The following is a 20000-nucleotide window of genomic DNA, read 5'->3' on the forward strand; positions in this document are numbered from 1 at the left end:
CATTGGGGCTGTCAAGGCGAAGGCAGTCGGTCGGCCCCGGCCGCCCTGCCTATAATCCCAGCCGGTCATCAAGGTGCGCATGGCCCATGCGCCACGTCCTGGAGGAAGGTGTCGAGCATGGAAGCGGTGGCAGTCATAGATTTCGAGACCACGGGGTTGTCACCCGCGCAGGGCGATCGCGCCACGGAGATCGCAGCGGTCATCGTGGAGGACGGTCGTGTGGTCGACCGCTATCAGAGCCTGATGAATGCGGGCGTGCGGATTCCCGCCTACATCGAGGCGCTGACCGGGATCACGAACGCCATGGTCCGCAGCGCGCCCTCGGCGGGCGAGGTCATGCGCGACGTCTCCGATTTCGTCGGCGACATGCCGATCGTCGCCCACAACGCCTCGTTCGACGCCAAGTTCTGGGACGCGGAGCTCGCGCGCATCCAACGCAGCAGGAAGCAGGACTTCGTGTGCTCGCTGCTGCTGTCCCGACGTCTCCTGCCGCTCGCACCGAGCCACAAGCTGGGCGTCCTGGTCGAGTACGCCAAGCTGCCGGTCGCCGGGCGCTACCACCGTGCGCTGGCCGATGCCGAGATGGCCGCGAGCCTGCTGCTGCGGCTCGAGGATGAGCTGCGGTTGCGGCACCTGGTGCCCAGCGTGTCGGTCGATCTGCTGCGCCAGATTCAGCGTGCGTCGAAGGCGCAGCTGCCAAGATGCCTGGCCGCTGCCCGGGGATGCTGATGCGCGTGCGACGCGGGGCGCGGACAGGGACTCAGCGATGACGACCCGCTTCACGCTCGCTCCCGACGAAATCGAGATCACCGCGATCCGCGCGCAGGGCGCGGGCGGCCAGAACGTCAACAAGGTGTCGAACGCCGTGCACCTGCGCTTCGACATCGCGGCGTCGAGCCTGCCCGAGGACATCCGCACGCGACTGCTGGCCCTGCGCGACCATCGGATCAGCAAGGAGGGCGTGGTGATCATCAAGGCGCAGAAGTTTCGCAGCCTGGAGAAGAACCGCGCCGAGGCGCTGCGCCGGCTGGAAGAGCTGGTCGAGCGAGTGGCGGCGCCCCCGAAGGCGCGCCGTGCGACCCGGCCAACGCGTGCGTCGGTCACGCGCAGACTGGAGGGGAAGGCGCGGCGGGCGTCGATCAAGGCCGGGCGCGGAAGGGTGAGCGACTGATCGGCTTGTCCCGCCGAGGCTCAGTCAGCGCGCATCAATCAGCGTCCAGCAGGCCTGCGCACTCGTCCATCATCGAGCGCGCCAGCTCCGAGTCGTAGTTCGGATCGAGCGCTTCCATCATCTCGTGCGTGGTGTAGAGACCCGCTTCCCGTGACAGCGCGCCGGCGATCTGGCGCGCCAGCCCGTCGCTGAGCGCGGAGAGCTGGCGGCGCTCGGCCAGCGGCAGTGCGCGCTCGCTGCGCCGCAGCCAGTCGGCGATGAAGCTCGCGCCCTGGGCCTCGGTGAGCCACTGGCCATGCTCGTAGTAGGTCGACAGGCGCTCGGCAGTGAGCGCGAAGATCAGCGCGGCGCGCGTTCCCCGGCTGTCTGCGGGCGGTGTCGGGCGGGGAGGTGGGGACATGGTGTAACGGCCAGGTTGGGTCAGGAGACGGCCGGATGCTATCAGTCCTCTGCTGGTTTTAAAGCACAGTTGTGCTGTTCAAATAAAAGTGGCTTAATAGGTGCCATGAACGCCGACGCCTCCCCAAGCTATCCGCTGGCCGAGTTGGCCGTGCTCGCGGACCTGCCGCCTCGCACGGTGCGCTACTACGTGCAGATCGGCCTGGTCGACCGCCCCGAGGGCGAGACCCGGGCGGCCCGGTACGGCGCTCGGCATCTCGAGCAGCTGCTGCAGATCCGCAAATGGACCGCTGCCGGCGTCTCGCTCGAGCGCATCCGCGAGTTGCTCCACGGTGCGCCACCGCCGGTGCCGCCTCGCGAACGCGCCATCGGCAGCGTGTCGGTGTGCAGCCATCTGACGGTCGCCGAGGGCATCGAGGTGGTGATCGATCCGCAGCGGGCGGGGCTGAGTCCCGAGGCGGTTCGGCAGTTCATCCAGGGCGTGATGACGGCCTTCAAGGCGGCGCAGGATGAAGAGGACGGAGCTTCGCAGGTGGATCCGGCGAACACGAACAAGAACGAACGACAGGCGGGAGAACCATGATGCAGCAGCAATCGGCACGACTCGAGACGCGCGCGGGTGAGGCACTGACGTTCAAGGGCGCCCGCTTTGAAGGCAGCTTGCGCGGGACGCTCTTCGAGGCGAACCTCGAGCAGCGCTTTGCCAACCCCTTCGATTGCCATGTTGAGCTCGTCTACACCTTCCCGCTGCCCTGGGCGGCCGTGCTGCTCGGGGTCGAGGTCCAGATTGGCGATCGCCGCCTGTCCGGTGCGATCGTCGAGCGAAAGCAGGCTGAGCAGGGCTACGAGGACGCCATTGCCGAAGGCAACACCGCCATCCTGCTCGAGCAGAATTTCGATGGCAGCTACACGCTGAACCTGGGCAACCTCGCACCCGGGGAGACCTGTGTGGTACGGCTACGCTACGCCCAGGTGCTCCAGTTCGAGCAACATGGCCTGCGCCTGGTGGTGCCCACCGTGATCGCCCCGCGTTATGGCGATCCGGTGGCCGATGCCGGCTTGAAGCCGCACCAGGTGGTCGAGCATGATCTGATGGTCGTGCATCCGTTCGAGCTCAGCCTGCGCGTCGAGGGCGCCCTCGCACGCGCCCGCATCGGCTCGCCGAGTCATCCGCTGTCGATGCGGCTCGAAGGCGAGGGCGAGACGACGACGATGCTCGTGTCGCTTGCGCGCGGTGGCCGCCTCGATCGCGACTTCATCCTGGTGCTCGATGAGGTTGCGCAGGATTCGCTCGCCCTGTGCGCGCAGGACACGCAGCACGCGGGCGCGGTCAGCGTGCTGGCGAGTTTTTGCCCGCGTGTGCCGGCGTCGGCTCATCCGCTTGCGGTGAAGATCCTGGTGGACTGCTCAGGCTCGATGCAGGGCGACAGCATCGCCGCCGCGCGTCGTGCGCTGCAGGCCATCGTTGCCGGCCTGCGCGAGGGGGAGCGGTTCTCGCTGTCACGTTTCGGCAGCACTGTCGAGCACCGCTCGCGCGCGCTGTGGCGAACGAGCCCCGCGACCCGGTTGGCCGGGCAGCGCTGGGCGGCACAGTTGCAAGCCGACCTGGGTGGGACCGAGATGGAGAAGGCGCTGGAGTCCACGCTGGCCCTGGCCGGCGATACCGACGCAAGCCCCGGCGCTGGCGAAGGTGCTGCGCCGGTCGATCTGCTCCTCATCACGGACGGACAGATCCACGCGATCGACCGCACGGTGGCGAAGGCGGGCGCGCTGGGTCACCGGGTGTTCGTGGTCGGTATCGGCAGCGCCCCGGCCGAGGGCATGCTGCGTCGCCTGGCCGACGAAACGGGCGGAGCGTGCGATTTCGTCGCACCCGGAGAGGCCGTGGAACCGGCCGTCCTGCGCATGTTTGCGCGCCTGCGCTCGCAGCGCATGGCGTCCCTGGCGCTTGCGTGGCCGGCCGGTGCGAAGCCCCTGTGGATGAGCGCGCTACCCGGCTCGGTGTTCGATGGTGACGCGGTGACCGTGTGGGCACGCTTTGCGCAGGAGCCGGACGGGGCGGTGCGTCTGGTCGGGACGCGCACGCACGCCGTGGCGCCCGAATCGCTGGGCGAGGCCTGCCTGATTGCTGCCGAGCATGATGCAACGCTCAGCCGTATGGCCGTTGCCGCGCAGATCGAAACCCTGCTCGCGACCGAGGGCGCCCAATCGCATCAGGCGCTCGAACTGGCTGTCGCCTATCAGCTGGTCAGCCCGCTGACACATTTCCTGCTCGTCGAAACACGTGCCGAAGCCGACAAGCCGGCGGACATGCCCGATCTCGTGAAGGTGCCCTCGATGCTGCCCGCCGGCTTTGGCGGGCTCGGCAGTCTCGACTTCTGCATCGACCCCTGCATGGCGCCGCTCACCGTGAATGAGGCGCCGGAGCACTACGGCTCGCCGGCTGCGGCAAGCGGTGCGCATTTCGACTTCGACGATCCCTTCGATGCGCCCGTGGTCCTGCGCTCGGGTCGACGCGCGGATCACGGCGATTCGCCCAACAAGGCTGGGACCTATGACATCCCGGCTTTCCTGCGCCGAAGCTCGAACCAGGACGCCGGGCAGCCACCCCGGGACGATCCGCGTTACTGGTGTGCCGAACCGCATTACGCAGGTCTCACTCCCCTGGGCCTGACACAGTGGCTGCGCAGTCACCCGCAGGCCGAATGGCCGCAAAGTTACTCTGATCTGCGCCGAATCGGTGTCGGTGCTGCGGTGCTCGACTGGCTCGAGTTCGTGCTGGCTGAAGGGGAGGGCGAGGCCTTGGTGGTCGCCTGCTTCGTCCGGGCGATGGCGCAGCGCGATCTGCACGAAGCGCTGCTGTCGGACACCGGCGCGCTTGGTAGGCTCAAGGTTTTGGCACAACGCGTGACACCGGGTGTTGCACAGAAGGTCATGCAACGTGATCCTGCGGCCGAGTCGATCCTTGCTCGCCTGCAGGTGTTTGTAAGCACGCTGCGGGCAGAGCGCTGGCCCGACTGCGTCTTTGCGCTCCAGGACGGGGCGTCGGCCCTCGAACAGTCGGGTGTCGGCGTTGGATAGAGGCAGGGAAACGTAAGGGAGCAGCCATGCCCGTGAAGACCGTCCTCGACGGCAGCGCCGTACCGGTCAGGATCTGGACCGACGACATCGACGAGGGCTCGAAGGCACAGCTTGCCAACATCGCGAGCCTGCCCTTCATCCACCACCATGTCGCCGCGATGCCCGACGTGCACCTGGGCATCGGCGCGACGATCGGCTCGGTCATCGCCACCCACCGGGCCATCATCCCGGCGGCGGTGGGTGTCGACATCGGCTGCGGCATGGTCGCCGCGCGGCTGTCGCTCACCGCCAACGACATCGACGAGAAGCGGCTGAAGAAGGTGTTCGACCAGATCAGCCGCGACGTGCCGGTCGGTCGAGACCAGCATGCGGACGGTCGCGTACTGGTCGACGCGGTGCGCCCCTTCGAGGCCGGCCTCAAGGCCCTGACCGAGCGCCACCCGCAACTGCTCAAGGCCTTCGGCAAGTTCTCCAAGTGGGCGAACCAGATGGGCACGCTCGGCGGTGGCAACCACTTCATCGAGGTCTGCCTGGACGAGCACGAGCAAGTCTGGGTGATGCTGCACTCGGGCAGCCGTGGCATCGGTAACGCCATCGCGACGTACTTCATCGAGCTGGCGAGAAAGGACACGGCGCGCCACATGATCGACCTGCCCGATCGCGACCTGGCCTACTTTGCCGAGGGCAGCGAGCACTTCGCCGATTACGTCGAGGCGGTGCATTGGGCGCAGGAGTATGCGATGGCCAACCGCCAGGCGATGCTCGATCTGGTGCTCGCGGGGCTGGCGCGCCACCTGCCGCCGTTTACGGTCACGACCGAGGTGGTGAACTGCCACCACAACTATGTCGCCCGCGAGCACCACTACGGCGCCGATGTCTGGGTGACGCGCAAGGGCGCGATCCGGGCGGGGCAGGGGGAACTCGGCATCGTCCCCGGCAGCATGGGCGCGCGCAGCTACATCGTGCGCGGCAAGGGCAACGCGGAGAGTTTCTGTTCCAGTGCGCACGGCGCCGGCCGGCGCATGAGCCGCACGGCGGCGACCAAACGCTTCACCGAGGCCGATCTCGCACGCCAGACCGAAGGGGTGATCTGCCGCAAGGACAAGGGCGTGGTCGATGAGATTCCCGGTGCGTACAAGGACATCGACGAAGTGATGGCCAACCAGCGCGACCTGACCGAGATCCTGCATAGATTGAAGCAGGTGGTGTGCGTGAAGGGGTAGGGGGCGACGGCGCGTCAGGCAATCTCTCACATCGCATGTCTTTCTTGAATTGATGCGGGATGCAAGCCGCTCATAGAATCCGCGCATGAGCACCCCACACCTCGATCGGCTTCTCTTCATGCAGGGCGGCCAGTGTTTCTTCTGCCGGCAGCCCTTACCTCGTGGTGAGGCCTCGATCGAGCATCTGGTGGCCAGCGCCAACGGGGGCACGAACAGCGAGGACAACTGTGTCGCCTGCTGCCGTACCCTCAACAGCCTGCTCGGATCGAAGTCGATCAAGGAGAAGCTGCAGATCGTGCTGAATCAGCGCGGCGACTTCCGCTGCCCCCGGCCGCGCGAGTCCGATCCCGCACCAGGTGCGCTTCCGCTGGCTGAGGGCGAAAACCCGACCCCACCGGTCGTGAAGCCGCCCGCTGTCGCCGTCACCGCGCCTGCAGCGGCCGCGCCGACCCGGGACACACATCAGGAGCGGCTTGCGCTCGTCCTCGCGGACCTTCGCAAGCGCGGCAACTCGCGACCGCGCAAGGAGGCGACCCTGATGACGACGATCCAGGCCCTGATCAAGCAGCGTACGAACCAACCGATCTCCGACGCCAACCTGAAGAAGCTGCTTGCCGAACTTCAGCAGCGCGGTCAGGTGACGATCGCGGAGGGGAAGGTTGCCTACAAACTCTGATCCCAACACTGCCGTCGCGGCGGGCGATGGGGTGCGGCTGGATGCCGACAACCTGGTGCAGCGTGTCGCCGCCCGCATCCAGTCCCGGTTCGCCGAGGAGGCCTCGGGCCATGACTGGCACCACATCCACCGTGTCTGGCGCCTGGCCCGGAAGATCGCGGTGGCCGAGGGGGCAAGGCTCGACGTGGTCGAGTTGGCCGCGCTCGTCCATGACATTGCCGACTGGAAGTTCCACGGCGGTGACGACGCCATCGGGCCACGCGAGGCAGAGCGGCTGCTGCGCGAGGAAGGCGCCGGCGACGACCTCGTTGAGCCGGTCGTCGAGATCGTGGCGACGATCTCGTTCAAAGGCGCAGGGGTCCGGCAGCCCATGCGGACGCTCGAGGGGCAGTGCGTCCAGGATGCCGACCGGCTCGATGCGATCGGAGCGATCGGTATCGCCCGCTGTTTCGCATACGGTGGCCATGCGGGACGCCTGATGTACCACCCCGAGGTGCCGCCTGTCCTGCATGCGACCGCTGATGCCTACAAGGCTGCGAAGGGGGCAAGCATCAATCACTTCTACGAGAAGCTCTTCTTGCTGAAGGATCGCATGAACACCGCGACGGGACGCCTGCTCGCGGAGGAGCGACACCAGTTCATGGCGTCCTTCGTCGAGCGCTTCCTTGATGAGTGGGACTCGGGCGAGGGGCTCACTCCCTGAGCCTGGTGCGCTGTACTGTCGCTGCACCACACCCAGATTGGAGCAATAGATGCTCGGCGCCATCATCGGGGACATCGTCGGTTCGGTGTACGAGTTCCGTAACCACCGCTCGAAGGTCTTCGAACCCTTCTTTCATCCGAACGCGTTCTATACCGATGACACCATCTGCACGGTCGCGGTGGCCGATGCGCTGGTGAACAATCGCCATCCGGCGCAGGCCCTTAAGGATTGGGGCCGGCGCTACTGGGACAACGGCGGTTGGGGACAGCGCTTTGCGATGTGGTTGGCCTCCGATGAGCTCGACCCGTATGGCAGCTTCGGAAACGGCGCCGCGATGCGCGTGGCGCCGGCGGGGCTGCTAGCGAGCAGCGTCGATGAGGCAATTTCGATGGCGCGTAAGGTCACCGAAGTTACCCACGATCACCCGGAAGGGCTCAAGGGTGCTGAAGCGACGGCGCTCGCGGTCTTCCTCGCCCGCCAGCGTGTCACGCCCGCCAACATCCGCTATGCGATTGTCGAGCGCTACGGTTACGACCTCGACCGGACGCCCGACGACATCCGGCCGGATTACCGCTTCAACGAAACCTGCCAGGAAACCGTACCGCAGGCGCTGGTCTGCGCGCTCACTGCAACGAGTTACGAGGACGCGATTCGGAATGCGATTTCGATTGGCGGTGACAGCGACACCGTGGCCGCCATTGCCGGTGGGGTGGCGGAGGCGATGTTCGGGATCCCTGACGAAGTCGCCCATCAGGGGTGGCGCTTCTTGCCGCAGGAGATGCGTGCCGTTTTGAAAGCGCTGTATCGTACGGCTGGTGCGGACTTCTGAATCAGACGGTACGCACATAGAAAAACGGCCGGTGCACTCAATAGTGAGTGCACCGGCCGTCCTTCAGGCGAACGCAGCCAGCCTGGGAGCTTCATTTGCTTCTTCAGACTGCAAAATCCTCGCGGTTCTTGCCCTCGAGCCAACGCGGAGCGCGCCCACGACCGGTCCAAGTTTCGCCCGTTTCCGGGTTACGGTACTTGACTGCCACTGCCTTTACACTGGACTTCTGCTTGCCGAAAAGCTCGTCCACCGTAAGGTCGAAGGTACCAATCAGGCTGCGGGCATTCTGTAGGGCATCCGCGCGCTCAGCTTTCTTGATCTGAGCGATCTGTTGTTCGAGGGCTTCTTTTTGAGCAAGGAGTTCTTGAAGGGACGTCATTATTCTCTCGTGGTGAATCTGGAAAGGGTTACTCCGTTTAAGGAGTCAAGCGAGAGATTAACACGTCTTTTCTTAAGTCGGGAGGCGCTTGAATTTTCCAATGACGACTCCCCAGACTTCCAGCTCGTTTCCCTCCTTCAACGTTAAAGGTGGGTATTTTGGATTTCCGGCCAGAAGCATCACATGGTCATCCCTTATTGAAAGCCTCTTTACGAGCCGCTCGCCGTTCACAAAAGCCACCACGAGGTGACCGTGTGCGGGTTCAATGCTTCGATCAACGACGAGAATATCACCCTCGAAAATGTCTGCTTCTTCCATCGAATCGCCTTTGACGGTGAAGAAGAAGGTCGAAACAGGGTTGCGCACGAGGTACTCGTTGATGTCCAGACGCTTCTGCGCGTAGTCCTCTGCCGGTGATGGAAAACCTGCGGAAACAGGCGTTGCCCCGATCGGGATGAACATCGCCGGAGAGTCGAGCGCGGCCAAGAGGAACTCTTCGTCGATAGGGGAGGGACTCACGAACATCATTCTTCTTTGTTCTCGGGTGCCAGTGTAGGGACGCCTTCCGGGCTAGCCGTTTTAGAGGGCCAGGGCGGTCGGTAGGTCGCTCCAGGAGGTGGTGTAAGCGGGAGAAAGTCGATCGCGCCGCATTTGCCATCCGGCCCGGTGGCCGGCGGCAGATGCTCTTACCGTCCCGCGTCCCCATTTCCGGTTGATCTCATCCATCGCCAGCATGGCAGCCTGTCGGCGTGCATCCTGGGGCGGGAGACCGAACAGGTTGGCCTGCTGCGCCGTTGTGGGTCGAAGTTCGGACAGCATGATCCCGGCTTTGTGGTAAGCGAACCCAGGTCGGAATATGTCGTCCAGAATCCGGTGAGCCACTGCGATCAGGTGCAGGGTGTCGCTTGTCGGGGTGGCAAGGGGCAGGGTGACCGTTCGCTGGTATTGAGGTTCGGCGGGTTTGAAGGCATTGGTACGGATCATCACCGTCAGGGCTCCGGCCTCGTCGCCTTGGAAGCGGAGCTTTTCGGCGGCACGGCTGACGTGATGAGCGAGGGCTTCACGAAGGTCCTCAACATCGAACACCAGGCTGCCGAACGATCGGCTGGCCATGATCTGCTGCTTCGGTGGCGTGACCGCCTCGAGCGACAGACAAGAGGCGCCGTTCAGTTCTCGCACGGTACGGGACAAGACTACGGAGAACTGCTCACGGATCCAGACTGGATCGGATCGGCGTAATGCTTCCACTGTTTCGATTCCCATCTCGGACAACCGAGTTGCGATTCGGCGGCCCACACCCCAGACCTCGTCGACCGGGGTTTCCGAGAAAAGGTGCGCCAGTGTGGGTTCGTCGAGCGACATGAGATCGCACACGCCTTCAAAAGAAGGGCGCTTCTTTGCGAAGTGATTAGCGAGCTTTGCCAAGGTTTTCGTTGGCCCGATCCCCACGCACACCGGCAACCCGACCCAGCGCGCGACGCGTTTGCGGATCTGGCACGCGTAGGTCACGAGATCAAGGTGCCGGAATCCGCTCAGATCGAGGAAGGACTCGTCGATGCTGTAGACCTCGAGGTCCGGCGTGAAGGCACTCAAAACCTCCACGACCCGGTTGCTCATGTCCGCATACAGCGCATAGTTCGAGGACAGAGCGACCACCCCTTGCGATTCGGCGGTCGCCGCGATCTTGAACCAAGGTACGCCCATCGCAATCCCGATCGCCTTTGCCTCGGCTGACCGCGCAACGACGCAGCCGTCGTTGTTAGAGAGCACTACCACTGGCCTTCCGGCCAGCGTCGGTGCGAACAGCTTCTCGCATGAGGCGTAGAAATTGTTGCAGTCCACGAGGGCAAAGCGGCGCGCTTCTGCCATTGGCCTTCCCGGGCGATCAGGCGTGAAGCGGTTCGGCTGCGTTGGCCTCATGGGCGCCCTGGACTATAGCGGTCAGTTTGAGGCTCGATGCCGTCATGCAGGCCTCATCATCTGTCATCAACAGGGTGTGATCGCACTCCGGGCAGATGCGCCAGGTGTGTTGGCCGTCAAAGGCGAACTCATAGCGTGCCAGGGCGACAGGGGTGTGGCAGAACGGGCAGGTCTGGTGCGAGGGAGGGGCGGTCTTCATGATGTTCTCCTCTTGAAAGTGTATTTTTGTACAGTTTCTGGAGAACGGCAAGGAGCCTGCGGTTCGAGGGCCACGGGTGAGGGCTGCCGCGAGCCTGTGGCGACCTCAACGCCTGTCGTAGTGAGCCATTGACGCCGTGGGATCCGAGGAACCATGGCACGGAGTTGACATTCGATGTGGCGTTGGCGTTGGCCTTCGCGTTGGCGATGGCCAGCCAGGCTGCCGCTGGCCAGATCCGCAAGGGTGCCGAGAATTCGGTCGAAGTGGCGCTTCGCCTTACTCTCACCCATCCAGTGACCGTGGTCACCCTGGTGCAGCGCTTCGGCGGCACCGAGGATCAGGTGGTCGCAGCTCTGATGCACAATGTGCTCAAGGATGGTGCAGGAGTGGTCTGAGCTGCTCCGCGCAGTGTTCGCCGAGAGGGCGTTCGCGCGGGCTCAGTTTTGCATCGATAGCGTACCAGACGTCCAGGGGCAGAAGAGCCCCTGGCGTGTGCGAAAGGATAGCTATCTTGAGTATCCGAGGAAGTTAAAGGGGAGGCGGGGATCCTCGTTTCCTCCTGCGACAAGCTCGCCAACTTGCAGGCGATCCTGCTCGATCTTACGGGAATCGGAGATGCGGTCTGGGTGCGCATAAAAGGAGGGAGGGGTTCTCGCTCTGGTACTACAGCGAGCTTGCGTCAATGTTTTCGGGAAAGGTGCTGGTGCCAGTCGAAGAGGCAGTGAAGCGAGAGTTGGCTGTGGTAGTGGAGCGTTTGCAGCCATCCGAGACTTGAGAGTTCCTCGGAGACTCAGCCTTCGTCATCCATGTCTTCTTCATCACCTTCGCCGACGACTGCATCCACGCCGACGACTGCATCCACGCCGACGACTGCATCCACGCCAGCGGCAGCGACGTCGGCCGTGGTCTCAACAGCGCTTTCGGTAATGCTGACGGCGGTCGCACTTACGGATACCGGAGCCCCGGCAACGGTGACGAAGGCGCATCCGTGACGCCCGAGGGCCACGGGCGAGGACAAGGATGATTCGGAACGACAGAGGCAATGCCTTGGTGCTGCAATTCTCATGTGCGTGATGTTGTTCCACCATGCCATGTCCTTGGGGGTGGGAGCGGGCGGCTGGTAGGCCGCCGCAGGGACTCAGAGCGACCTCCGCCTGATCGCCAATGGCGGGTAAGGGGAGTTCCTTTCGAACTCACACATTCGGCCATCAGCCGCCCCTCGTAGCTTCTACAATGCGGCCATCCAGATGACTAGTGAACTCCGAAACCTGTCATACAGTGCAGTCAATCCGCTTGGCCAGCACTGTTAGTGGAGTCGCGATGCACTTGGTCAAGGCGTGGTCTGGGTGGCGCCGGGATGAAGCAATACGAAGAGCAAATAAGGCCTCGTCCTCAAGCAAATGCTCAGGATCTGCGTTTCACGATCGGCGCTGCGCAATGCTTGAAATTCGGGTAGACCTTGTCGCCCATGTCAGGCAACACCGTAAATTGACCCCCGCATTGACTCATTCGTGTCGCTTGACAGCCGACTTGCAATCTTTGCTCGGCAGGCAGCATGCAGTGCGCGCATACGGGTGACCATTGCGTCTAAAAGCGATCGTCACGGAGATAGTGTCACTTTCCGGTTCGGACGCCTCGGCTCTGCAGTCATAGAACGACGGCCGCTTCAAATCGTCGGCCGAACCGATCTCTACGACCGTCCCTTTGCGCCACCTCCCATCCCGCTCTGCATAACTGCCCTCGTGCACGATGGACGTCGCACATCCGGTCAAGGCACCTGTTGGCGCCGAACATCTGCCGCGCCTGTTCGACCGCTTCTATCGAGTCGATCGGGCCCGTGAGCACGGCGACAACAACTACGGGCTTGGGCTGGCAATCGTCGCCGCGATCGCGCGTATGCACGGCGGCACTGGATTTGTTCGCTCGGCTGCCGGCACGACGACCGTCGGCTTTAGCGTATTTGAGTCGAGCGAGAGAAACGGCGTATCGCTCGACAGGTAGCATTCGCGCTACGCCGCGCCTGGGACTCGACGATGTCGCGTGCGCTCCCTTACCGTGGCGGTTGCATCCACATGTAGTTCTGACGTTGCATCATATGATCCATCATCTGCTGCTGCATGCCCATGTACCGATTCATCATGTACTGGCGCTGCTTCAGCTGATCGGGCGTGAGCTTGGAATAATAATCTCCCATGCCACGCCATCCCATCATGTGGCCACCCATCATCGTGTCGCCTGAACAGCAGCCCATCATGCCGGGCCCCCACATGCCGTGCATCGTCGTCATGCCGTTTTGCATCGTTTCCCAGTGCTCCTGCAGTAGCTTCTGCCGCTCCTGCGGGTCGGAGGTCCGGCCGATCTTTTCCATCTGTTCCTGCATCCGCTGCATGTTCTCCTGCATTTGTGCCATCTGCTTGTCAAACTCGGCAACATCGGGTGCCTGCTGCATTTGCCCGCCTTGCTCAGGCGGGGTCGCTGTCTGCTGGGCCATCAACGGCATCACCGAAAAGCCGCTCGCCACCAGAGCTGCGATCAAAGTCGTCCTCTTCATTTCACCCTCTCCTTGATTACCGAAGAATCGTCCTCGGATGTCGTCGTTCCTAGCGCCTCAATAAACGGAGCCCGTTCGCCACCACGATCAAGCTTGCCCCCACGTCTGCGAAGACTGCCATCCACATTGTGGCTTGCCCGGTAACCGTGAGCAGCAGAAACACCGCCTTGATGCCAAGGGCCACCACGATGTTTTGTATTAGCACATGGGACGTAGCACGCGATAGGCGCACGAACGCGGGGATCTTGCGTAAGTCGTCGTCCATCAGTGCCACATCCGCCGTCTCGAGCGCCGTGTCCGTGCCGACCGCCCCCATCGCGAAGCCGATGTCCGCGCGAGCCAGCGCGGGCGCGTCGTTGATGCCGTCGCCCACCATACCGACCTTGCCGCCCTCCTGCCGCTTCAGCAGCGACTCGATCGCCCCGAGCTTGTCTTCAGGCAAGAGGTTACCCCTGGCCTCGTCGATTCCCACCTCACGTGCGATGGCTTCGGCGGTGTGCGCGTTGTCGCCAGTCAGCATCAACGTTTTCACGCCCAGCGCGTGCAGTTCTGCGATCGCCTGACGGCTCGTCTCACGCAGAGTATCGGCAACGGCGAAGAGCGCCAGCACCCCGCGTGGGTCTGCCAGGAGCACGGCCGTCTTGCCCTGGCGCTCATATTTCTCAAGCGATTCCTCGATGGCGGGGGCGCACAATCCAAGCTCCTCGATCAGGCGATGATTGCCGAGCTGATAGACCTCTCCGTCAATGCGGCCGCGCACGCCACGGCCCGGAATCGCGGCGAACTCGAGTACCTCGCGTAGCGGCCATTCCTGACCGTCCACAGGACGGGCGACCGCAAGCGAGACCGGGTGGTCGGAGCGCACGGCCAAGCTTGCCGCGAGGACATATGCCTCGCTCGCATCGCCCCTCAGCGTCATGAAATCTGTCCGGACTGGCTTTCCCCACGTGATCGTGCCGGTCTTGTCCAGGGCCAGCGTAGTGAGCTTTCGACCCTCCTCCAGATAAGCCCCGCCCTTTATGAGAATCCCCTTGCGTGCCGCCGCAGCGAGTCCGCTGACGATGGTCACCGGCGTCGAGATCACCAGTGCGCACGGGCAGGCGATCACCAGCAGCACCAAAGCCTTGTAGATCCAATCCATCCATATTCCGCCAAGCATCAGCGGCGGGACGATCGCCACCAGCAGCGCCACGGCAAACACGACCGGGGTGTAGATCTGGGCGAATCGATCGACAAAGCGCTGGGTTGGGGCGCGGCTACCTTGGGCGGACTCGACCGCATGGATGATGCGCGCCAAGGTGGAATGGTTCGCCTCGGCCGTGACGCGATATTCGAATGACCCCGCCGCGTTGATCGTGCCCGCGAAAACGGTGTCGCCCTCGGCCTTGTCCACCGGCAGGCTCTCGCCAGTAATGGGCGCCTGGTTGACGGTCGAACGCCCGCTGGTCACCACCCCATCGAGCGCGATCCGCTCACCAGGACGCACGCGCACCACAGCCTCAAGGAGGACGGCCCCAGCCGGCATGGGCACCCAGCTTCCATCGGCCTGGCGCACGGTCGCGGTGTCAGGCGCGAGTTCCATCAGGCCCCGAATCGCATTGCGTGCCCGGTCGAGCGACTTCGCCTCGATCGCCTCGGCCAGCGTGAAGAGGAACATCACCATTGCCGCTTCCGGCCAGTGTCCGATAAGCATCGCTCCGGTCACGGCAATCGACATGAGGGCATTGATGTTGAGATTAAGATGCCGGAGCGCGATCCAGCCTTTCTTATAGGTCGCCAGGCCGCCGCTCACGATCGACACCAGCGCAAGCGCAAGAACGATCCAGTGGTCGCTACCGTTGAGCCAGGACATAGCCTCGGCCAATGTCGCCGTCGCACCAGCCAGCGCCATCGGCCACCACCGCCCCGTTGGTGTGGATTCGGCCTGGGCGGCGGCGTTTTCCTTGCCATCGCCATGGACCGTTCCCTCAAGACCAATCGATTCCAGGGCGGAGAGGACCGCATCCAACGCTCCCGCGTGATGCGTGACGGTCAGCCGCCGCTGGACGAGATTGAAATCCAGCGCAGCCACGCCGGCCAAGCCCGAGAGCGTGCTCCGGATCAATGCCTCCTCAGTCGGGCAGTCCATTCCAGCAATATTGAGTGTGGTGTGCAGCACGGGCGAACCCGTCACGCTCGGTTGCTCAGGCTCCGTCAAAGGGAGGACAGATCCATCGGCACGCCAGAGCGCCTCCCGCGCGGGAAGCGCTGCCGCAGGGGCACCCTGGGCTGACGAGAGGGCCTGCGGTTGCGACGGCTTGGCGCATCCGCAACTGCCGCCACTACGTTCGTTCATGTTCGACTCCTTGCTTCACGACACGCAGCCATTGAACAATCTGTAGTCGCTACAGAGTCAAGCGTTTAGAATCGAGCAATCATTTGCATGTACACCACGTGAGGCGGCGCAACATGAAAATCGGCGAATTGGCGCGTGTCACGAGCACCCAGGTCGAGACAGTTCGTTACTACGAGCGTGAAGGCTTGCTGCCAACCCCTGCGCGTACCGATGGCAATTTCCGCATCTACGAGGGTATCCACGTCGAACGTTTGTCGTTCATCCGCCATTGCCGATCATTGGACATGACGCTCGATGAGATCCGCGTCCTGCTGCGCTTCAAGGACGCACCGGCAGAAAACTGCGAAGACGTGAATACCCTGCTCGAGAAGCACATCGGCCACGTTGCCGCCCGCATCCGGGAGCTTCGCGGGCTGGAGCGACAACTGAAGGGCCTGCGCGCGCAGTGCAACGAAGCCGGCGACGCAGCCCACTGCGGCATCCTGAACGAGTTGTCACAGCTTCCACGCCATGAGGCACAGAACGAAGCGATGCACGTGCGCGGCGCCCATCGCGGTCCCTGCACCCCTCATCCAGAACACTGATCTCGGGCCTCGACCAGGGGACGATAAGGACCAATGGTCGCCAGACGCTGCGTCCTGCGAGTGAGCGCACCCCGTCGAATGGCCACCCCGTAACGGTTACAATCCGTGCCCAATGCGCCGATGGCTTGCTGTTCTTCTCATGCTCATCATGCCCCTCCAGCTCGCCTGGGCGGGCGTGAGCGTCTATTGCCAGCACGAGTCCGGCGCCACGACGCCCCACCTTGGGCATCATCAACACGGCCACCAAGGCGACGAATCACCCGGTGAGCCGGGTCCGACGCTCCACCCGGACTGCGGTCTCTGTCAGGTGGCGACCGCCGCCTTGCGCGATGCGTGCTGCCTCGCCACCTATGACTCGAGCAGGATCTTCGCCGATGTGCCGCACGCCCTTGGCAAGTCCGCACCGACGTCCGAGCCCGAACGCCCTAAATGGCGCTGCGCTGCCTGATCGGCAGCATCGTCCCGCACGTCCTTGTGTGACGCACGTGCCGCAGGACTGCGGCCACGTGCAATGTTGGGCATCCGCCTTCGTAACGGCGGCCCCGCCGAGGCCCCGCAATCTCGATCGCCGCGACAGAGTTCAATTCAATGCATGACAAAAAATCACACTGGTGGTGGCTGCTGGCCGCCTGGATCGTCGCGCTCACCGCGACCCTGAGCGCACTTTTCATTGGCGAAGTCATGGGCATGACGCCCTGCGTGCTGTGCTGGTACCAGCGGATCGCCATGTTCCCCCTCGCCCTCATCCTGGGCATGGCCGTGTTCGCAGAGGACCGGCGCGGCGCGGTGTATGCGATGCCGTTCGTGCTCGCTGGCCTTGCCCTGGCGGCCTATCACAGCGCGCTGATTGCGGGCTGGGTGCCGCAGTGGTGGGTGCCCTGCGGTACCGGCCCATCGTGCAGCCAGCAGGCCCTGGTCATCCTTGGCGACATCCAGATCCCCTGGCTGTCGTTGGCGGCCTTCCTCACCATCGCCGCCACCCTGACGATCTATCTGAAAAGGACCCGTACATGAACACAAGAAAACTGTTGGCACTTGCTGTGCTGCTGATTCTCGGCCTGGCTTTCTACTTCGGCACGGATGCCTATCGCGACCGCACGCAGGCCGATCAGGACGCCCGCGTCGACGTGGGGAAAAGCCGCCTTGTAAGAATGCACACCCCGATCATCGGGCCGCAGAACGCGCCGGTCACCATCGTCGAATTCTTCGACCCCGCCTGTGAGACCTGCCGCGCCTTCTATCCGATCGTCAAGCAGATCATGGCCCAGCATCCGGGTAAGGTCCGACTCGCGCTGCGCTATGCGCCCTTCCACCACGGCTCGGACCAGGTTGTGAAACTGATGGAGGCGGCGCGCAAGCAGGGGCTCTATACCCCGGTGCTCGAAGCGCTGCTGGCCGCGCAACCGGAGTGGGCCGACCATGCGGCGCCCAACATCGGCATTGCCTTCGAAACAGCGGCGCGCGCCGGCCTGGACATGGGTCGTGCCCGGCAGGATATGGAGACGCCCGAGATTCAGGCGGTGCTCGCACAGGACATCGAGGACCTGACCGCGCTGCGGGTTAGCAAGACGCCGACCTTCTTCGTCAATGCACGCAGCCTGCCCAGTTTCGGCCCGGAGCAACTCGCGCGTCTGGTGGCGGAGGAAGTGGCCAAGGTACAGCCTTGATCGAATTCTTCAAGCTCGCCGGCCTGTTCGCCTTGACGGCCGTGGCCGAGATCGTCGGCTGCTATCTCCCCTGGCTGGTGTTGAAGCAGGACCGAAGTGCCTGGCTGCTCGTGCCCGCAGCGCTGTCGCTGGCCGCCTTCGCCTGGCTGCTCACGCTGCACCCGACGGCGGCCGGTCGAACCTATGCCGCCTACGGCGGCATGTACATCGCGGTCGCGCTGCTATGGTTGCGCATCATCGATGGCATTGCACTGACCCGCTGGGATATCGCGGGCGCCGGCGTCGCGCTTGTTGGCATGGCCATCATTGCACTGCAGCCCGCTGCCTCTCCTTGAGAGGAGGCTCGCTGTTTCTGACCGAGGTTCCCCAGGCGGATACCATCGGCCAGTGGCCCTCGTTCGGCCATTCGGCAGACCTGTCGCTCGAACGGCGGCTTCGCTTGGGAAGGAGTCATGGCGCCTTCGTTTCGGCGACCGTCGGGTCAGGGTCGGGTCGAGACAGCCGCAGTCGGCTTGCCGCGCTCCCGCGCAGGTGTGAACTGGAAGTCTCAGTCCGGCCATCAGCTGCCCGTCCTCCTCTCCACAATGCAGCCATCCTGATGGCCGCTGGGCCTCGAAAGCTGTCATTGCCTCAAGCACGTCGCTCCGCTGTCCTCATCCCTTCTGATGGACTTGTCGTGCGTCGCCGATGTCGCGCCGGGCGTGAGCGACGATGACAAGCCCCGACCACAGCGCGAGCCCGGACATCACCAGTGCAACGACAAGGTCCGGCAACGCGCTTCCGGTACCGAAGACGCCTGCCGCCGCCAGGATCACCGCGAGATTGCCGATCGCATCGTTGCGGCTGCACAGCCATACCGAACGCATGTTCGCGTCGCCCGCGCGAAAGCGATACAACATCATCGCCACCCCTGCGTTGGCGAGCAGTGCGAGGATGCCGACCACGCCCATCGTGATCGGCTCAGGCGTCACGCCGTGCTGGAAGGCCCACAGGGCGCGTGCCATTACAACGGCGCCGAAAAGCACCATCGCCACGCCCTTGAGCAAGGCCGCGCGTGCCCGCCATATCAATCCCCAAGACAGCACCGTCAGCGACAGCGCATAGTTGGCGGCATCTCCTGCGAAATCGAGGGCGTCGGCCCACAGGGCGACCGAACCGACTGCAAGGCCGGCGAAGAATTCGACCAGGAACATCACCGCATTCACGATCAATGCAATCCACAGTGCCAGGCGCAAGCGCGGGCTCGCTGCGCTGGCATCGCAGGTGGAGTGGGAACAACAGCCGGCCATGGTTTTCTCCTTAACGTGGGCGAGGGGTGCATCACACACCCTGTAGCCACTACAGGGTCAAGCGGTTAAGCTGTTGGGCGGTCGCAATGAGGAGATGCAGGCGATGAAGATCGGTGAATTGGCCAAGGCCGCGCACGTCGAGGCCGAAACCATCCGCTACTACGAACGGATCGGTCTGCTCCCGGCGCCTTCCCGCAGCCCCAATGGATATCGGGCCTACGCGGGTGGGCACCTTGAGCGCCTCGCGTTCATCCGCCACTGCCGGGCACTGGACATTGCCTTGGCCGACGTCGCGCAGCTGCTGCGCTTCGTGGACGACCCCACAACCGACTGTGCTGAGGTCGACGCGTTGATCGACACCCAACTCACCCGTGTCCGCGCGCGTCTCGACACCCTGCAAATGCTCGAGCGCCAACTCGTCGCCCTGCGCAGCCAGTGCTGTGCACCCGATCGTGCGGCGCAATGCGGCATCCTGCATGAGCTCGAGGCGCCGACGCGGGGGGATGTCTGTGTGTGCCACGATGAGCATGCGCAATGATCTGCGGTTCGGTGGCGGAGTGACCACAATGTGGGGTGCCAGCGCTCCGGTACGTTCATGGTCGCGATATGCGCCGTCAGCCAACGGGCTGGGGTTAAAATCGTCGCCCATGCACCGTTGGCTTGCCATTTTCTTCCTGCTGCTCGTTCCGCTTCAGTTCGCGTCGGCGGGCCTGGAGGCGTACTGCTTGGAATCGGCCGGTTTCGCGACCAGCCACGGCGACCACCATCCACATACCTGTCAGGTGGATGAAGGCGATGAAGGGATGAAAGGGCAGCTTCACGCCGACTGCGGTTTCTGCCAGATCCTTGCGAGCGCTGCACTGCTCGATGCGGGTCGTCTGCCATTGACAGGACTGGGCCATGTCCTCGTCGACGCCGGGCGGGACTTCAACGCGTCTGCGCTGGTCACCGAGCCTGAACGCCCCAAGTGGCGCCTCGCTGCCTGAGCGGCAGC

25 protein-coding genes and 1 pseudogene are annotated in these 20000 nt (G+C 63.9%); 17 read left to right on the top strand and 9 right to left on the bottom strand.

Features of this window, described 5'->3' with window-relative positions; translation table 11 throughout:
* Window positions 1-117: 117 nt before the first annotated feature.
* Both C662_RS15045 and arfB read left to right on the top strand, forming a co-directional pair.
* On the top strand, window positions 118-729 hold the full coding sequence (locus C662_RS15045) for a 3'-5' exonuclease (RefSeq protein ID WP_002930938.1): 612 nt from the start codon (window positions 118-120) through the stop codon (window positions 727-729).
* A gap of 37 nt (window positions 730-766) precedes the next feature.
* On the top strand, window positions 767-1171 hold the full coding sequence (gene arfB / locus C662_RS15050) for an alternative ribosome rescue aminoacyl-tRNA hydrolase ArfB (RefSeq protein ID WP_002930943.1): 405 nt from the start codon (window positions 767-769) through the stop codon (window positions 1169-1171).
* A gap of 34 nt (window positions 1172-1205) precedes the next feature.
* Here the strand turns inward: arfB and C662_RS15055 are convergent, their stop codons facing one another.
* A complete protein-coding gene (locus tag C662_RS15055; protein ID WP_002930945.1) occupies window positions 1206-1571 on the bottom strand; it encodes a hypothetical protein in 366 nt (121 codons plus the stop codon).
* Between the two features lie 105 nt (window positions 1572-1676).
* On the opposite strand from C662_RS15055, the gene C662_RS15060 reads away from it, so the two are divergent.
* From C662_RS15060 to C662_RS15085, 6 genes are all read left to right on the top strand, one after another.
* Window positions 1677-2153, top strand: a complete 477-nt coding sequence (locus C662_RS15060) for a helix-turn-helix domain-containing protein (RefSeq protein ID WP_002930950.1) — start codon at window positions 1677-1679, stop codon at window positions 2151-2153.
* The gene (locus tag C662_RS15065) at window positions 2150-4651 is read left to right on the top strand and encodes a VIT and vWA domain-containing protein (protein ID WP_037984794.1); all 2502 of its coding nucleotides are present in this window, start codon (window positions 2150-2152) and stop codon (window positions 4649-4651) included. The genes C662_RS15060 and C662_RS15065 overlap by 4 nt, the downstream gene beginning before the upstream one ends.
* 26 nt (window positions 4652-4677) lie before the next feature.
* On the top strand, window positions 4678-5874 hold the full coding sequence (locus tag C662_RS15070; protein WP_002930957.1) for an RtcB family protein: 1197 nt from the start codon (window positions 4678-4680) through the stop codon (window positions 5872-5874).
* A gap of 85 nt (window positions 5875-5959) precedes the next feature.
* Window positions 5960-6550, top strand: a complete 591-nt coding sequence (locus tag C662_RS15075; RefSeq protein WP_002930960.1) for an HNH endonuclease — start codon at window positions 5960-5962, stop codon at window positions 6548-6550.
* Entirely contained in the window at window positions 6534-7253 is a 720-nt protein-coding gene (locus C662_RS15080; RefSeq protein ID WP_232433290.1) for an HD domain-containing protein, read from the top strand. Before C662_RS15075 ends, C662_RS15080 begins: the two co-directional genes overlap by 17 nt.
* 49 nt (window positions 7254-7302) lie before the next feature.
* Window positions 7303-8082, top strand: a complete 780-nt coding sequence (locus tag C662_RS15085) for an ADP-ribosylglycohydrolase family protein (RefSeq protein WP_002930965.1) — start codon at window positions 7303-7305, stop codon at window positions 8080-8082.
* Between the two features lie 103 nt (window positions 8083-8185).
* Here C662_RS15085 and C662_RS15090 read toward each other — a convergent pair whose 3' ends face one another.
* The 4 genes from C662_RS15090 to C662_RS15105 form a co-directional block, all read right to left on the bottom strand.
* Window positions 8186-8461, bottom strand: coding sequence for an H-NS histone family protein (locus C662_RS15090; RefSeq protein ID WP_002930971.1), 276 nt, complete (start codon window positions 8459-8461; stop codon window positions 8186-8188).
* 72 nt (window positions 8462-8533) lie between these two features.
* Window positions 8534-8989, bottom strand: a complete 456-nt coding sequence (locus tag C662_RS15095) for a LexA family protein (RefSeq protein ID WP_002930973.1) — start codon at window positions 8987-8989, stop codon at window positions 8534-8536.
* A gap of 51 nt (window positions 8990-9040) precedes the next feature.
* Window positions 9041-10330, bottom strand: coding sequence for a Y-family DNA polymerase (locus C662_RS15100; protein WP_002930975.1), 1290 nt, complete (start codon window positions 10328-10330; stop codon window positions 9041-9043).
* Window positions 10331-10346: 16 nt separating this feature from the next.
* A complete protein-coding gene (locus C662_RS15105; protein ID WP_002930976.1) occupies window positions 10347-10580 on the bottom strand; it encodes a hypothetical protein in 234 nt (77 codons plus the stop codon).
* 164 nt (window positions 10581-10744) lie between these two features.
* Here C662_RS15105 and C662_RS15110 point away from each other — a divergent pair, with 164 nt between their 5' ends.
* Window positions 10745-10975, top strand: a complete 231-nt coding sequence (locus tag C662_RS15110) for an HD domain-containing protein (RefSeq protein ID WP_002930977.1) — start codon at window positions 10745-10747, stop codon at window positions 10973-10975.
* 395 nt (window positions 10976-11370) lie between these two features.
* Here C662_RS15110 and C662_RS15115 read toward each other — a convergent pair whose 3' ends face one another.
* On the bottom strand, window positions 11371-11598 hold the full coding sequence (locus C662_RS15115) for a hypothetical protein (protein ID WP_002930978.1): 228 nt from the start codon (window positions 11596-11598) through the stop codon (window positions 11371-11373).
* Between the two features lie 761 nt (window positions 11599-12359).
* On the opposite strand from C662_RS15115, the pseudogene C662_RS15120 reads away from it, so the two are divergent.
* Window positions 12360-12581: pseudogene (locus C662_RS15120) on the top strand (ATP-binding protein); the annotation flags it as partial.
* A gap of 49 nt (window positions 12582-12630) precedes the next feature.
* Here C662_RS15120 and C662_RS15125 read toward each other — a convergent pair.
* Both C662_RS15125 and C662_RS15130 read right to left on the bottom strand, forming a co-directional pair.
* The gene (locus C662_RS15125) at window positions 12631-13131 is read right to left on the bottom strand and encodes a hypothetical protein (protein WP_002930980.1); all 501 of its coding nucleotides are present in this window, start codon (window positions 13129-13131) and stop codon (window positions 12631-12633) included.
* 49 nt (window positions 13132-13180) lie between these two features.
* On the bottom strand, window positions 13181-15466 hold the full coding sequence (locus tag C662_RS15130; protein WP_083485772.1) for a heavy metal translocating P-type ATPase: 2286 nt from the start codon (window positions 15464-15466) through the stop codon (window positions 13181-13183).
* A 113-nt stretch (window positions 15467-15579) separates the two neighbouring features.
* Here C662_RS15130 and cadR (C662_RS15135) point away from each other — a divergent pair, with 113 nt between their 5' ends.
* The 5 genes from cadR (C662_RS15135) (at window position 15580) to C662_RS15155 (ending at window position 18052) form a co-directional block, all read left to right on the top strand.
* Window positions 15580-16050 carry a Cd(II)/Pb(II)-responsive transcriptional regulator gene (gene cadR, locus C662_RS15135; protein ID WP_002930985.1) on the top strand — a complete coding sequence of 157 codons (471 nt, stop codon included), beginning with the start codon at window positions 15580-15582 and terminating at the stop codon, window positions 16048-16050.
* Window positions 16051-16189: 139 nt separating this feature from the next.
* On the top strand, window positions 16190-16498 hold the full coding sequence (locus tag C662_RS15140; RefSeq protein ID WP_198291907.1) for a hypothetical protein: 309 nt from the start codon (window positions 16190-16192) through the stop codon (window positions 16496-16498).
* Between the two features lie 140 nt (window positions 16499-16638).
* The gene (locus C662_RS15145) at window positions 16639-17064 is read left to right on the top strand and encodes a disulfide bond formation protein B (RefSeq protein ID WP_002930989.1); all 426 of its coding nucleotides are present in this window, start codon (window positions 16639-16641) and stop codon (window positions 17062-17064) included.
* A complete protein-coding gene (locus C662_RS15150; protein ID WP_002930991.1) occupies window positions 17061-17717 on the top strand; it encodes a DsbA family protein in 657 nt (218 codons plus the stop codon). Before C662_RS15145 ends, C662_RS15150 begins: the two co-directional genes overlap by 4 nt.
* Complete coding sequence (locus C662_RS15155) at window positions 17714-18052, top strand: YnfA family protein (protein WP_002930993.1); 339 nt, start codon at window positions 17714-17716, stop codon at window positions 18050-18052. Before C662_RS15150 ends, C662_RS15155 begins: the two co-directional genes overlap by 4 nt.
* Window positions 18053-18370: 318 nt before the next feature.
* On the opposite strand, the gene C662_RS15160 is transcribed toward C662_RS15155, so the two are convergent.
* The gene (locus C662_RS15160) at window positions 18371-19006 is read right to left on the bottom strand and encodes a cation transporter (protein WP_002930995.1); all 636 of its coding nucleotides are present in this window, start codon (window positions 19004-19006) and stop codon (window positions 18371-18373) included.
* Window positions 19007-19109: 103 nt separating this feature from the next.
* Here C662_RS15160 and cadR (C662_RS15165) point away from each other — a divergent pair, with 103 nt between their 5' ends.
* The gene (cadR, locus tag C662_RS15165) at window positions 19110-19544 is read left to right on the top strand and encodes a Cd(II)/Pb(II)-responsive transcriptional regulator (RefSeq protein WP_002930997.1); all 435 of its coding nucleotides are present in this window, start codon (window positions 19110-19112) and stop codon (window positions 19542-19544) included.
* Complete coding sequence (locus tag C662_RS15170; RefSeq protein ID WP_232433201.1) at window positions 19528-19992, top strand: hypothetical protein; 465 nt, start codon at window positions 19528-19530, stop codon at window positions 19990-19992. Before cadR (C662_RS15165) ends, C662_RS15170 begins: the two co-directional genes overlap by 17 nt.
* Window positions 19993-20000 lie beyond the last annotated feature (8 nt).

It is taken from the genome of Thauera sp. 28 (assembly GCF_000310145.2).
GTDB lineage: Bacteria > Pseudomonadota > Gammaproteobacteria > Burkholderiales > Rhodocyclaceae > Thauera > Thauera mechernichensis.

Excerpts from the sequence above, each read along its gene's own strand:
- C662_RS15045 (WP_002930938.1), top strand. The coding sequence starts at position 118 with ATGGAAGCGGTGGCAGTCATAGATTTCGAGACCACGGGGTTGTCACCC.
- arfB (WP_002930943.1), top strand. The coding sequence starts at position 767 with ATGACGACCCGCTTCACGCTCGCTCCCGACGAAATCGAGATCACCGCG.
- C662_RS15055 (WP_002930945.1), bottom strand. The coding sequence starts at position 1,571 with ATGTCCCCACCTCCCCGCCCGACACCGCCCGCAGACAGCCGGGGAACG.
- C662_RS15060 (WP_002930950.1), top strand. The coding sequence starts at position 1,677 with ATGAACGCCGACGCCTCCCCAAGCTATCCGCTGGCCGAGTTGGCCGTG.
- C662_RS15065 (WP_037984794.1), top strand. The coding sequence starts at position 2,150 with ATGATGCAGCAGCAATCGGCACGACTCGAGACGCGCGCGGGTGAGGCA.
- C662_RS15070 (WP_002930957.1), top strand. The coding sequence starts at position 4,678 with ATGCCCGTGAAGACCGTCCTCGACGGCAGCGCCGTACCGGTCAGGATC.
- C662_RS15075 (WP_002930960.1), top strand. The coding sequence starts at position 5,960 with ATGAGCACCCCACACCTCGATCGGCTTCTCTTCATGCAGGGCGGCCAG.
- C662_RS15085 (WP_002930965.1), top strand. The coding sequence starts at position 7,303 with ATGCTCGGCGCCATCATCGGGGACATCGTCGGTTCGGTGTACGAGTTC.
- C662_RS15090 (WP_002930971.1), bottom strand. The coding sequence starts at position 8,461 with ATGACGTCCCTTCAAGAACTCCTTGCTCAAAAAGAAGCCCTCGAACAA.
- C662_RS15095 (WP_002930973.1), bottom strand. The coding sequence starts at position 8,989 with ATGATGTTCGTGAGTCCCTCCCCTATCGACGAAGAGTTCCTCTTGGCC.
- C662_RS15100 (WP_002930975.1), bottom strand. The coding sequence starts at position 10,330 with ATGGCAGAAGCGCGCCGCTTTGCCCTCGTGGACTGCAACAATTTCTAC.
- C662_RS15105 (WP_002930976.1), bottom strand. The coding sequence starts at position 10,580 with ATGAAGACCGCCCCTCCCTCGCACCAGACCTGCCCGTTCTGCCACACC.
- C662_RS15125 (WP_002930980.1), bottom strand. The coding sequence starts at position 13,131 with ATGAAGAGGACGACTTTGATCGCAGCTCTGGTGGCGAGCGGCTTTTCG.
- C662_RS15130 (WP_083485772.1), bottom strand. The coding sequence starts at position 15,466 with ATGAACGAACGTAGTGGCGGCAGTTGCGGATGCGCCAAGCCGTCGCAA.
- cadR (WP_002930985.1), top strand. The coding sequence starts at position 15,580 with ATGAAAATCGGCGAATTGGCGCGTGTCACGAGCACCCAGGTCGAGACA.
- C662_RS15140 (WP_198291907.1), top strand. The coding sequence starts at position 16,190 with ATGCTCATCATGCCCCTCCAGCTCGCCTGGGCGGGCGTGAGCGTCTAT.
- C662_RS15145 (WP_002930989.1), top strand. The coding sequence starts at position 16,639 with ATGCATGACAAAAAATCACACTGGTGGTGGCTGCTGGCCGCCTGGATC.
- C662_RS15150 (WP_002930991.1), top strand. The coding sequence starts at position 17,061 with ATGAACACAAGAAAACTGTTGGCACTTGCTGTGCTGCTGATTCTCGGC.
- C662_RS15160 (WP_002930995.1), bottom strand. The coding sequence starts at position 19,006 with ATGGCCGGCTGTTGTTCCCACTCCACCTGCGATGCCAGCGCAGCGAGC.
- cadR (WP_002930997.1), top strand. The coding sequence starts at position 19,110 with ATGAAGATCGGTGAATTGGCCAAGGCCGCGCACGTCGAGGCCGAAACC.
- C662_RS15170 (WP_232433201.1), top strand. The coding sequence starts at position 19,528 with ATGAGCATGCGCAATGATCTGCGGTTCGGTGGCGGAGTGACCACAATG.